Genomic DNA, 12358 nt, shown 5'->3' with positions numbered 1-12358 from the left:
CCTGAGGTGGAAATCTTACTTGCCAACCCGCGTGGTTTTTGTGCCGGTGTCGACCGTGCCATCAGCATAGTGCAAAGTGCACTCGAAAAATTCGAGGCGCCCATCTATGTGCGTCACGAAGTGGTACACAACCGTTATGTGGTTAATAAACTCAAAAACGCCGGGGCGGTATTTGTAGAAGAGCTGGATCAGGTGCCAGACGATAACATAGTGATCTTCTCGGCTCACGGCGTGTCCAAGGCGGTACGCGAAGAAGCCAAGCGTCGTGGTTTGAAAGTGTTTGATGCCACTTGTCCGCTGGTGACCAAGGTACACATGGAAGTACACAGGGCCAGCAGAAAAGGCATTGAAACCATTCTGATTGGTCATGCAGGTCATCCGGAAGTGGAAGGCACCATGGGGCAGTATGAAAGCGACACCGGCGGCATGTACCTGGTTGAAAACCCGGCGGATGTGGCCACCTTGCAGGTCAAACACCCCGATAACCTGGCTTTTGTCACCCAGACTACCCTGAGTGTGGATGAAACCTCGGATGTGATTGATGCCTTGCGCGTGCGTTTCCCGACCATAGAAGGGCCGCGTAAGGATGACATTTGTTATGCCACACAAAACCGCCAGGATGCGGTGCGCGAACTGGCCGCCAAAGTGGATGTAATGCTGGTGGTGGGGTCGAAAAACTCCTCCAACTCCAATCGGTTACGCGAGCTGGCGGAAAAAATCGGCACTCGGGCCTATCTGATTGACTGCGTGGAAATGATCGATGCCAGCTGGATTGAAAATACGGCTCGAATCGGTGTAACAGCCGGCGCATCGGCACCGGAAATACTGGTGCAGGAAGTGATCGACCATTTGAAATCCCTGGGCGGCACGACTGTTACCGAGCACCCGGGGCGAGAAGAAAACATCGTGTTTGAAGTACCGGCCGAGCTGAAGATAAAGCAGGTGTCTTAGGAAATAGCAGGAAGCTTGAAGCTGAAAGCTGGAAGCCGGAAGAAAACAAGTTACACACTCCAAAACAGCGCCCGCATTCGGCGCTGTTTTTGTCTTTTGTAGGGTCGATTTCAATCGACCAAAAGCCATAGCACGGCTCAAAACCGGTCGAATGAATTCGGCCCTACCAAACCCGCCGTCATCCTGACACACGTCAGGATCTCCTTTAGCGTGGCGCTGCGCTTTTAGTTCCAGCATGGGGCGGGGGTTTTGGTGTTGTTGCGATCCAGGGTGAGGGTATGACATGGGGTGTCGCCGGCCTGGTCCTGCCGTTGTGCAGAGTCGGGTTTGGCGTTGGCTTCCAACATGTAATCGGTAGCACTGGCCGCCGTCACCCTGAACTCGTACTGGGGATGGCTCGGCAAGAAGTGAGCCGCTTCATCCTGACTGGCATAGGATGGATGAGAAATACGCCATTCTTCCTGTTGCAGCTGCATGCTGTACAGGGCTTGAATGGCCTCGATACGCTTGTTTTTCAAAAAGTAACGAGGAAAGTTAGGGTAGACGATGGCGGCCAATATCGCGACGATCGCCACCGCCACCAGCAGCTCTATCAGGGTAAAGCCATGGGCTCTTCTCATTTTCACCACCTTGTCGAACTCACCGCCATAGGCCAAGCTTAGTCGCAAGCGACAACATTGCTTTGCTCTTGGAACGGCAGGGAGGCTCAGGTGAGATGGGAACAGCTGGGGCTAACACTTATCGAATTACTGGTAGGCGTGGCCGTGGTGGCTGTTTTGCTGACGCTTGCGGTTCCCCACTTTCGTACACTGAGTCAACAACAGACGGTGCGCAGTGCCGGCATGGCGCTGTATGCCGACCTGCAGCTGGCTCGCAGCGAAGCCATCAAGCGTAATAAAGACGTGACCGTATGCTTTAGCGGTTCGGGCACACCCGATTGGCGCTATCACATCAAGGAGCTGGCTCTGGCGTCCGATTGTGAGAGCAGCGTCAATCACGACATTGGTGTGGCCGACAGCCAAGCTTATCCTGCCGTTATACTCACCGCTTCTTACCCCCGCCATTACCTTGTTTTCAAGCCCAGAAGAAACAGCCTGGTCTCGGGCAATATCACGCTTGCTGACGGTGATCGCAGCATCAGGGTGATCACCTGGAACAACGGCATAATTCGCACCTGCTCCGACAGCCAACTATCGGGAGTGCCGCCATGTTGAATCGTAATCTTGGCTTTTCGGTGGTTGAGTTACTGACTGCCATGGTGGCGGGCTTGGTGGTACTGGCCGGCGCCTTGTCTTTGTTTGACTCTGTGTTGATGGCGGGGAATACCAGCCTGTTGCTGTCGCGGCTGAGTCAGGAAGTGCAAGGCATCGGCGATATGATGAGCCGTGATATTCAAAAGGCCGGCTATCACCCCGAGGCGGCAGCCGATGTGGCGCTCAACAGATCAGCCTCGGCGGCCCACTATGGTTTTTCCATGACCGAAGATTTGTATACCGAGCCGAGTGCGACCGGTCTGCACTGTATTCGCATTAAATACTGGGACGCCTCCTTGCCCTCGGACAGGCGCTCCGTAGTGCGGATTTACAGCCATAACCGCCACACCCAGCAACTCAAGGTGCACACTACGAATAAGGCGGTCGACACCAAGTCGTTAAGTGAGCTGTGTGGCAAAGGCAGCAGGCTGGTTTCGAGTGATGAAATCAAAGTAGCAGAGCTGCTGTTTACCCTGGCCCCCGGCAGCCAGACTGCCGATGTCCCCAGTTTGAACCTGACGATGAAAGCCTATCACGTCGGTCGGCCCGATCTGACCATGAGCCTGCAGCGGCATATTTATCTCAGAAATCAGCGGGGGGCACCATGAAGGGAGCCAGGGGATTCACCACGCTGACCATCACCCTGATGCTGGTGTCCATATTGATGACGGTATCGCTGTTCACTGGCAAGGTGTTACTGGCGGATCGTCGGATCACCCTGAACGAAATCGAATATCGGGTGGCGCATGCGGCGGCCGAGCAAGGGCTGGCGGAGGCGATGGCGATACTGAAGCAGACGCCCGCCACCAGTACCTGGTCGGGCGCGATATCCCATGCCGTCGCCGAGGTGAATTATCAGGTGACCATGACGCCGGATGCCAGCCTGGCGGGGGTGATCCACCTGGAGTCTGTGGCCACCCTGCCCAGTGGCGGTGAAAGCCGGGTCAGGGCCGCAGTGGCCAGACGCTCGATACTTAATCCAGAGAATTCCGGCCCGGCAGCCCCTCTGATACTGGCCGGCCCCAGCAATGAGCTCAACGGTCGTATCTCACTGGTAGCCTACCCGGACGGCGGGGGCCCGGGAGTGCCTCTTTCCCTGTGGTCCAGGGGGCCTTTGACGGTAAGTGGCCAGCTACAAAGCTGCAATCTGGTGGACTTTGAGCATGCTGGTAATAACTGCACGCTTGAGTTGAGTCATAAAAGCAGCGCCAGTGAAGAGATTAACGACGATATGGTGATCCATGACGACGGCTTTCCGGATGACTTGCTGGCGTATGTATTGGGTTATGGCCAGGAGCAGTGGTCCAGCATAGCCGCCATGGCAACCCGGACAGTCTCCGGTTGCGACGAGGTAGACAGGGCGGGCTTTTTCATCGTCACCGGCGGCGGTGACTGTGAGTTGGAGCAGGTCACCAGCTCTGCTCAGGCACCGGTAATATTGCTCGCCAAAGACATTTCCGTGAGCGCACAGATGAATACCCGGTTTTATGGCTTGCTGCTGTTGTTTGATAGCGACACCAGCAACAGCAGCCCCATGCTAGCACGGCTTGCGCAAGGCACTCAGATCTTTGGCGGTGTGCTGAGCAACCTGAAAGGGAGTCAGCTACAGGGTGATTTTGCCATTATTTATCACCAGGGGGTGCAATGCCTGCTCAGCAACTGTGACCAAAGTAGCCGCTCGCCCTTTGTGAGCCTGAACCGGATTCCCGGCAGCTGGACTGACGATTAACCGTATATTCAAACCCTGAAAGCGAAAGATCATTTTGCCACGGAATCCACGGAAACCAAGGACGAAGAGTGTTAAAAGCGATAAAGGGTGGAGAGTCTCGGCCTGCGGTTGCTCTTCACGCTTCACTCTGCACAAGCAGTTATTGGTTAGCTGATCGCTGACGGCTTACGGCTTTCAGCTACCCGGAGGGTTAGGTATGAAACGCCAGCTGGGCTTTGGTTTGATTGAAGTGATGATCGCCTTCGTGATCGTGGCAGTGACTGCCGGATCCTTATTGCAGTTAAGCAAGCATTATCTGGAGTACAGCCGGGACGGACGCAGTCGAGAGATCGCCTTGCGGTTGCTGGAGTCCAAACTGGATGAGCTGAGGCACGAGCAGTTCGTTGCGGGCTATCAGGCCGTCGGCTTGGGCAATGAAGCACGCACCGTGGCGAATACCAGCTTCCAGCTGGACTGGGTGGTGGATCAGCGAGATTGGGATACCGAGCAGGGCAAGTGGCGGTCGTCAGCGGCCAGCGATTCGCAGGGTGATAAAAAAGACCTGATGGTGACGGTCGCCTGGCAAGATGATAGAGGAGAGGAGAAGAGTGTGACCCTGAGCTCGGCCATAGTGCCAATATTGCCCATTTATGCCGGCCCGTTCGGTGAGCGGGATCCTGCCCTGGGTGCCGGTGTCGGTGGGCCCAGGATAAAATAGAGCCATCAGCCGTAAGTACTTCTCTTAGTTACCATTATTTGTTGATATTAGTGTGGTTTGTCAGGCAGAGGGCACTACTCCTCCGACTCGCCGTGAATACTTCCCTGTAGGCTCCGCCGCGCCATCCCTGGCGCGGAGGGTCGGCGGAGCAGATACCCTCTGCCTTCCCGTCAGCAGAGGAGTTGCTTGTTAGCGCTATCAACAGACACTCCGTATCATCTAAAGAGGCAATCCTACTTCCTCTGTGCACTGTTTACGTGCTGACAGAGTTGTAACTAAGAGACAGGCCATAAGTGTTCGGCTCCAGAATAACAGCAATGTCAGACACTGCTTTATTGCTGGGCGCTGCTGCTAGGCGCGGTAAAATTCTGTTTGGCTGGCTGTTGCGGTTAACTTTTATTACTATGCGGATATCACCGTTTTTAAGCGAATTCATCCATGTCCTCACAACTGACTCTGGCGCTGGCCCAGTTAAACATGACGGTCGGTGCCATTGAAGCCAATACCCATACCATGTTGGCGGCTCTGACCGATGCCGAAAACCAAGGTGCCGACCTGGTGCTGTTTCCCGAACTGGCCGTTACCGGCTATCCACCGGAAGATTTGCTGCTGCGTGACGATCTGTATGTGCGCGTAGAGGCCGCACTGGAGAAACTGGCCGACGCCAGCACCCATACCGCCCTGATCGTAGGGCACCCCTGGCGCCAGGGCGGGCAGTGTTATAATGCCGCTTCTTTTTATTATCAGGGAAAACTCCTGGGCCGTTATTTCAAACAGCACTTGCCCAACTATGGGGTGTTTGACGAGCAGCGTTATTTTAGTGCCGGCGAACATGCCTGTGTGGTTGAGTTTAAGGGCCACCAGCTGGGGCTGCTGATTTGCGAAGATGTCTGGCAAGCCGGCCCGGCCGCCACCACCAAGGCGGCGGGGGCCGACGTATTGCTGAGCCTGAATGCCTCACCTTATCACCAGGGTAAAGCCTGGATCCGCAAAGAGCTGCTGGCCAAGCGCTGTCGCGAGAATGCCTTGCCCCTGGTGTACCTGAATCTGGTAGGCGGGCAGGACGAACTGATATTTGACGGCCGCTCCAAGGTGTTCAACGCCGCGGGTGAGTTGACTCAAAGCCTGGCGGCCTTTACGTCCGAGCTGGCGCTGGTACAGTTAGATCTTAAATCACCCCGCGAGGGCCAAATACAGGCGCCGCTGGAGCCCTTGGCCGAGGTGTACCAGGCCCTGGTGCTGGCCACCCGTGATTACGTGAACAAAAATGGCTTCGATGGCGCCGTGATCGGGCTGTCCGGCGGGATAGACTCGGCACTAACGCTGGCCATTGCCGTGGATGCACTCGGCAAGGAAAAGGTGCAGGCGGTGATGATGCCGTTTCGTTATACGGCTTCCATCAGCGTGGCCGACGCAGAAGAAGAAGCCAGCTTGCTGGATATCGAATACGACTGCGTATCTATCGAACCTATGTTTGATGCCTTTATGCAGCAGCTGACGCCCCTGTTTGCCGATCAGGAAAAAACTGCCGGCGATACCACAGAAGAAAACCTGCAGGCGCGTGCCCGGGGCATGTTATTGATGGCGCTGTCTAATAAGCGACGTCGCCTGGTGCTGACGACCGGTAATAAAAGCGAAATTGCCGTTGGCTATTGCACCCTGTACGGCGACATGGTGGGTGGCTTCGCTCCCCTTAAAGACGTGCCTAAAACGCTGGTGTTCGAGTTATCACGTTACCGTAATACCCTGGGCTATGTGATCCCCCAGCGGGTGATTGACCGGCCACCGTCTGCCGAGCTGGCACCGGATCAGCTCGACCAGGACAATCTGCCGCCGTATGATGTACTGGATGCCATTCTTGACGCCTATGTGGAGCAAGATAAATCCCTCGGCGATATACTGGCGGCAGGGTTTGATGAAGCTGATGTGCGACGCGTCATCAAGCTGGTCGATATCAATGAATATAAACGCCGGCAAAGTGCCATCGGGCCGCGCGTCACGCCGCGTAACTTTGGCAAAGACCGCCGTTATCCTGTGACTTCGGGTTTTGGCAAAATAAATTGGTAAGGAGCCACCGATGAAGAAAATTGAAGCCATTATCAAGCCCTTTAAACTGGATGATGTACGTGAAGCGCTGGCCGAACGTGGCATTACCGGCATGACGGTCTCGGAAGTAAAAGGGTTTGGCCGCCAGAAAGGACACACCGAACTCTACCGGGGTGCCGAATACATGGTGGACTTCCTGCCCAAGGTCAAACTGGAACTGGTGGTGCAGGATGATCTGGTTGAGTCCTGCATTGAAGCCATTGAAACCACGGCACGCACCGGCAAAATCGGTGATGGTAAAATTTTCGTGCTGGGTGTGGAGCAGGTGATCCGCATACGCACCGGCGAACAAAACGAAGAGGCAGTTTAGTGTCGAACAGGCGCTAAAAACGTTAAAGTGACAAGGGGCCAAGGCTTTATCTGCTGAATTACCTTGGCCATTGCCCTTTTCTTTGTCACAATCTCCGTGATATCTAAATAGAGGAATAACCTATGCCACTGCTGGACAGTTTTACCGTTGATCATACCCGTATGGAAGCACCGGCGGTGCGAGTTGCCAAAACCATGGCCACGCCTCACGATGACACTATCACGGTCTTTGATTTACGCTTCTGTCTGCCGAACCAGGAAATCCTGTCTGAAAAGGGCATCCATACTCTGGAGCACCTGTTCGCAGGCTTCATGCGTGATCATCTAAACAGTGATGGCATTGAGATTATCGATCTGTCGCCCATGGGCTGTCGTACCGGCTTTTACATGAGCCTGATCGGCGCACCGGGCGAGCAGCAAGTGGCGGATGCCTGGCAGGCCGCCATGCAGGATGTGCTTAAGGTTGAAAACCAGTCGCAGATCCCCGAGCTAAACGAGTATCAGTGCGGCACTTACGTGATGCATTCGCTGGATGAAGCCAAGGCCATCGCCCGTAATATTATTGAACGCGGCATAGGCGTGAACAGTAATCAGGCGCTGGCGCTGCCAGAAGAGATGCTAAAATCTCTGTAATGCACAGCCGCTTCTCGTTGTGACAAAGCGCCCGGTTTAAGCAAGCACTGGCTTAACCGGGCGCTTTGTCACTTGTTATTCCTATCATTAGGGTCTGTTAACCTTTCGAGATAATGTTTGCAGCCGTTGGTGGCGGGGCGATACAAGGCAGAACTTGTGCCAGCTGGCCACTTTCTATCAACAAGCGATAACGCAATAGCAAGGCGCCACAAGCGCCACCCTTCGGGTTTGGCCCGGCGCGTATTATCGAATGAAATTTAACCGCGAAAGGTCAACAGACCCTGTATATACTTCCCTTATTCCAGTGCTCAAATGGATTACTTTATGTCAGAACAACAAGACCCTTTCCTTAACCGGGAAGCCGAAAAATACGAAAACCCCATTCCCAGCCGTGAATATATTCTCGAGCTGGTCAAAACCAAGCAGGGCCCCATCTCCCGTGACGAGATCTTTGCCGAACTCAAGCTGGAAGGTGAAGAACAAGCCGAAGCCTTGCGTCGCCGACTGCGCGCCATGGAAAGAGACGGTCAGTTGGTGTTCACCCGCAACAAGTGTTATGCCCTGCCAGAAAAACTTAACCTGATCAAAGGCCGCGTGATTGGCCACAGAGAAGGCTTTGGCTTTTTACGCCCCGAAGACGGTGGCGATGACCTGTTCCTGTCCCAGCGCGAAATGGACGCCCTGATGCACGGTGATCAGGCGCTGGTACAGCCGCTGCGTTTCGACTCCAAGGGGCGACGCGAGGCGCGCGTGGTACGCTTGCTGGAGTCGCGTGATCTGGAAGTGGTCGGCCGTTACTTCGTTGAAAACGGGGTGAGCTACGTGGTGCCCGATGACAGCCGCATCGCCCAGGATATTCTGATCCCCCAGGGTGAGACCATGGGTGCCCGTATGGGGCAGGTGGTGGTGATCCACATCAGCCAGCGTCCGACCAAGCGTCTGACCGGGGTGGGCAAGGTGGTTGAGGTGCTGGGTGAAACCATGGACCCGGGCATGGAAATTGATATTGCCCTGCGCACTCACGGTATCCCCCATGTGTGGCCAGAAGCGGTGAAGCAGGAAATTGCCAAGCTGACCGAGGAAGTGCCGGAAGCCGCCAAGGAAGGGCGTCGCGATCTGCGTGACCTGCCTTTGGTTACCATAGATGGCGAAGATGCTCGCGACTTTGATGATGCGGTGCATTGTCAGCCCAATGCGGCCGGTGGCTGGCACTTGTGGGTAGCCATTGCCGACGTGTCTTACTATGTCCGCCCCGGTACGGCACTGGATACCGAAGCCTATTTACGTGGTAACTCGGTTTACTTCCCCGAGCAGGTGATCCCCATGCTGCCGGAAGTGCTTTCCAACGGCCTGTGCTCGCTCAACCCGCAGGTGGACCGCCTGTGTATGGTGGCGGAGATGAACATTTCTGCCAGCGGCAAGCTGTCTGATTTCAAATTCTACGAAGCCGTGATGAACTCTCATGCACGCCTGACCTATACCAAGGTGGCGGCCATGATAGACGGCGATGAAGTGCTGCGTGAGCGTTATGCGCCGCTGGTACCGCATCTTGAAGCCTTGAATGACATGTATCATGCCATGAAGTCGGCTCGCCATCAGCGTGGTGCGGTTGAATTTGAAAGCGAAGAAACCCGTTTTATCTTCAACGCCCAGCGCAAGATTGAAAGCATAGTGCCAGTGGTGCGCAACGACGCCCATAAAATCATCGAAGAATGTATGATTGCGGCCAACGTGGCGGCGGCGCGCTTTATTGAAAAGCAGGATGCCCATGCCTTGTTCCGCGTACACGACAAGCCCGGTGAAGAAAAGCTGACCGGCTTTCGCAGCTTTCTGGCCGAGTTGGGTCTGGAGCTGAAAGGCGGCCTGGAGCCAGAGCCGGCGGATTACGCCTTGCTGGCCGAGCAAATCAAGGACAGACCCGATGCCGGTTTGATTCAGACCATGCTGCTGCGTTCGATGAAGCAGGCGATCTACCAGGCTGACAACATGGGCCACTTTGGTCTGGCACTGAAGTCGTATGCGCACTTTACCTCGCCGATACGTCGTTACCCCGACCTGGTGTTACACCGTGCCATCAAGGCGCAGATCAGCAAGATGCAGGGCGACGGCGGCAGCAAGACGGGCGGCGTGCCTTATCAATACGACGAAGTGGCGCCCATGGGCGATCATTGTTCGCAAACGGAGCGCCGTGCCGACGACGCCACCCGAGACGTGGCCGACTGGCTCAAGTGCGAGTACATGCTGGACCATGTAGGTAGCGAGTTTACCGGCACCATCGCCAACGTGACCGGGTTCGGTTTCTTTGTGCGCCTGGATGAGATCCACATTGACGGCCTGGTGCATATTTCCAGCCTGCAAAATGATTATTATCAGTTTGATCCGGCGCGTCAGACCCTGATTGGCGAAAACTTCCGTCGTCGCTATCGTCTGGGCGATAAGATCAAGGTCAAGGTGATGGCCGTTAATCTGGATGACAGAAAGATTGACTTTGAAACCGTAGAAGAGGCGCTGCCAGCCGGAGCCAAAAGCGGCAAGGGTGCCAAGAACTCGAGATCGCGTCAGCGCGCCAAGCCAAAAAGAAGCAACAAGCCCAAAGGCGAAGCCAAGGCTGCATCAACAGCCAACAAAGGCGACGGCAAGCCCAAGGGCGGCAAAAAACGCCATTAATAGTGAGGGTCAGTTGACCTGAACAAAGATGGGGGGTAGCGGGTAGAGAGTGATCTCTAATCTCTATCCCCGCTTTTATTTTAAATTTCGAGTCATATCTATGAGCAATGAATTAATTTTTGGTATCCACGCCCTCGATGCACTGCTGGACACACACCCCGAACAGATACTGGAAGTCTGGTTGCTGAAAGGGCGCGACGACGAGCGTTTAAACGGCCTTCAGGCCCGTTTGTTGGCCGTGGGGGTCAAGGCCCAGCCAGCGAGTCGCTCGGCGCTGGATAACAAGGCCAAGGGTGGCCAGCATCAGGGCGTGGTTGCCAAGGTCAAGGCGCAGCCTGTTCTGAACGAGGCGGATCTGGACCAGCTGTTGACAGCACAGCCCAATCCCTTGTTGTTGGTACTCGACGGCGTCACCGACCCTCACAACCTGGGTGCCTGCTTGCGAACCGCCGATGCGGCCGGCGTGCATGGCGTTATCGTCCCCAAAGACAAGTCGGCAAGCCTGGGGCCTGTGGTGCGCAAGGTAGCCTGTGGTGCCGCCGAAGTGGTGCCCTTGTTTCAGGTGACCAACCTGTCCCGTACCTTGCGCCTGTTGCAAGACAAGGGGGTCTGGGTGGTGGGTACGGCAGGCGAGGCCGATCACAGCCTGTATCAAGCCAAGCTCAGTGGTGCCCTGGCATTGGTGATGGGCTCCGAAGACAAAGGCATGCGCCGTTTAACCCGTGAACACTGTGACGAGTTGGTCAGCATCCCCATGGGCGGCTCGGTATCCAGCCTGAACGTCTCGGTTGCCACCGGTGTGTGTTTGTTTGAAATGGTCCGCCAACGCGGGTAAGTGAAGGTGAGGGGTGAGACGTAAGGGGTGAGGCGGAAACACCGAATAGCCTCGCGTCCTGCCCTTCACTCTGTTCGTATTACCTCACGTCTTACTCCTCACACCTCACTCATTATTGAGGAATAAACATGCAACGGATAATGGTTCGTATGGCGGCCGACCGACAAATGCTGGCTATCTTGTTGCTGGTGCTGGGCAACCTGATCATCTCCTTCGGTGATGTACTGGTCAAGTTGATGGGCCAGACCACCGCCACGCCTTTTCAATACGTGGCGTTGCGCTTTTTGCTGACGGCCTTGCTGCTGCTGCCATTCTGGTTACGCTTGCCGAGCGAGAAAAAAGGCTGGCGGGAATGGAAAATTCATTTGCTGCGTGGCCATTTGCTGTTGATGGGCTCGGCCTGTGTGTTTATCTCTCTGATATATTTACCCCTGGCCACGGCCAATGCGGTGTTTTACGCCGCCCCCCTGATGACGCTGCCGCTGGCTGCCCTGCTCAGCAAAGAGCGAGTGCGCCTGGTGACCTACGGGGTGAGCGTGCTGGGCTTTGGCGGCATCCTGATTGTGCTTAATCCGGCCGAGTGGCATTGGGCGGGCTGGATTGCACTCTTGACCGCGTTTTCGATGGCCGCCAGCAATGTGTTGGTGCGTCGCTTGCCGCAAGGACGCTCGGTGCTGGCAACGCTGTTTTTAACGCAAGCCTTGGCGGTTCCTGTCAGCTTTGCGCTGGCGGTGCCCGGTTGGCAGCCGTTAACGTCGGATTTCTGGCTGCTGTTGGTTGCCGCCAGCCTGGTGGGCATCGTCTATCAGGGGATTTGTATTCTGGCTTACGCCATGGCCGATGCCAGCAAGATTGCCGCCAGTGAATACTCGGGCCTTATCTTCGTCACTATTATGGGCATGGTGCTGTTTGCCGAGTTTCCCGCCCTTAACGTCTACCTGGGCGCCGCCGTGGTAATCATGGCCATCGGCCTGCAACGAAAATTACGTTAACTCAGGGTGAAGAGTGAATCGATAGGGGAGCCCCTCACGCCTTCCTTTTCACCCCTCGCGGAATATATACGCTTTTCTTTGCGTTGGTTATCCTTTATACTCCGCCACCTTAAAATCAGTCGTTTCTACCTATAAGTTCCTTGCCTCCGATGGTGTGACTGAGCCCACGAAGAGGCTATAACCCGT

Annotated in this window: 12 protein-coding genes; 11 read left to right on the top strand and 1 reads right to left on the bottom strand. The window is 55.5% G+C overall.

The features are described 5' to 3' along the window. Window positions 1-6: 6 nt before the first annotated feature. A complete protein-coding gene (gene ispH / locus ACN0VL_RS07130; RefSeq protein ID WP_417615902.1) occupies window positions 7-951 on the top strand; it encodes a 4-hydroxy-3-methylbut-2-enyl diphosphate reductase in 945 nt (314 codons plus the stop codon). 224 nt (window positions 952-1175) lie between these two features. On the opposite strand, the gene ACN0VL_RS07125 is transcribed toward ispH, so the two are convergent. Next, window positions 1176-1571, bottom strand: coding sequence for a type IV pilin protein (locus ACN0VL_RS07125; protein WP_417615900.1), 396 nt, complete (start codon window positions 1569-1571; stop codon window positions 1176-1178). A 90-nt stretch (window positions 1572-1661) separates the two neighbouring features. On the opposite strand from ACN0VL_RS07125, the gene ACN0VL_RS07120 reads away from it, so the two are divergent. From ACN0VL_RS07120 to ACN0VL_RS07075, 10 genes are all read left to right on the top strand, one after another. Continuing rightward, on the top strand, window positions 1662-2165 hold the full coding sequence (locus tag ACN0VL_RS07120) for a GspH/FimT family protein (protein WP_417615898.1): 504 nt from the start codon (window positions 1662-1664) through the stop codon (window positions 2163-2165). Beyond that, the gene (locus ACN0VL_RS07115; RefSeq protein WP_417615896.1) at window positions 2159-2812 is read left to right on the top strand and encodes a PilW family protein; all 654 of its coding nucleotides are present in this window, start codon (window positions 2159-2161) and stop codon (window positions 2810-2812) included. The genes ACN0VL_RS07120 and ACN0VL_RS07115 overlap by 7 nt, the downstream gene beginning before the upstream one ends. Next, the gene (locus ACN0VL_RS07110; protein WP_417615895.1) at window positions 2809-3933 is read left to right on the top strand and encodes a pilus assembly PilX N-terminal domain-containing protein; all 1125 of its coding nucleotides are present in this window, start codon (window positions 2809-2811) and stop codon (window positions 3931-3933) included. Before ACN0VL_RS07115 ends, ACN0VL_RS07110 begins: the two co-directional genes overlap by 4 nt. 196 nt (window positions 3934-4129) lie before the next feature. Further along, window positions 4130-4630: a type IV pilus modification PilV family protein gene (locus ACN0VL_RS07105; protein WP_417615893.1), complete on the top strand. Its 501-nt coding sequence runs from the start codon at window positions 4130-4132 to the stop codon at window positions 4628-4630. Between the two features lie 438 nt (window positions 4631-5068). Beyond that, window positions 5069-6697 carry an NAD+ synthase gene (locus ACN0VL_RS07100; protein ID WP_417615892.1) on the top strand — a complete coding sequence of 543 codons (1629 nt, stop codon included), beginning with the start codon at window positions 5069-5071 and terminating at the stop codon, window positions 6695-6697. Between the two features lie 10 nt (window positions 6698-6707). Further along, window positions 6708-7046: a nitrogen regulatory protein P-II gene (gene glnB, locus ACN0VL_RS07095; RefSeq protein ID WP_417615890.1), complete on the top strand. Its 339-nt coding sequence runs from the start codon at window positions 6708-6710 to the stop codon at window positions 7044-7046. A 122-nt stretch (window positions 7047-7168) separates the two neighbouring features. Beyond that, window positions 7169-7678 carry an S-ribosylhomocysteine lyase gene (luxS, locus tag ACN0VL_RS07090; protein ID WP_417615888.1) on the top strand — a complete coding sequence of 170 codons (510 nt, stop codon included), beginning with the start codon at window positions 7169-7171 and terminating at the stop codon, window positions 7676-7678. Window positions 7679-8002: 324 nt separating this feature from the next. Beyond that, window positions 8003-10345 (top strand): ribonuclease R, encoded by a 2343-nt coding sequence (gene rnr / locus ACN0VL_RS07085; RefSeq protein WP_417615886.1) that lies wholly within the window; start codon window positions 8003-8005, stop codon window positions 10343-10345. A gap of 100 nt (window positions 10346-10445) precedes the next feature. Next, on the top strand, window positions 10446-11180 hold the full coding sequence (gene rlmB, locus ACN0VL_RS07080; protein ID WP_417615885.1) for a 23S rRNA (guanosine(2251)-2'-O)-methyltransferase RlmB: 735 nt from the start codon (window positions 10446-10448) through the stop codon (window positions 11178-11180). Window positions 11181-11308: 128 nt separating this feature from the next. After that, the gene (locus ACN0VL_RS07075) at window positions 11309-12172 is read left to right on the top strand and encodes a DMT family transporter (RefSeq protein ID WP_417615883.1); all 864 of its coding nucleotides are present in this window, start codon (window positions 11309-11311) and stop codon (window positions 12170-12172) included. Window positions 12173-12358: the final 186 nt, after the last annotated feature.

The organism is Oceanisphaera sp., from assembly GCF_048268965.1.
Lineage (GTDB): Bacteria > Pseudomonadota > Gammaproteobacteria > Enterobacterales > Aeromonadaceae > Oceanimonas.
This window is presented reverse-complemented; position numbering and strand designations above follow the sequence as displayed.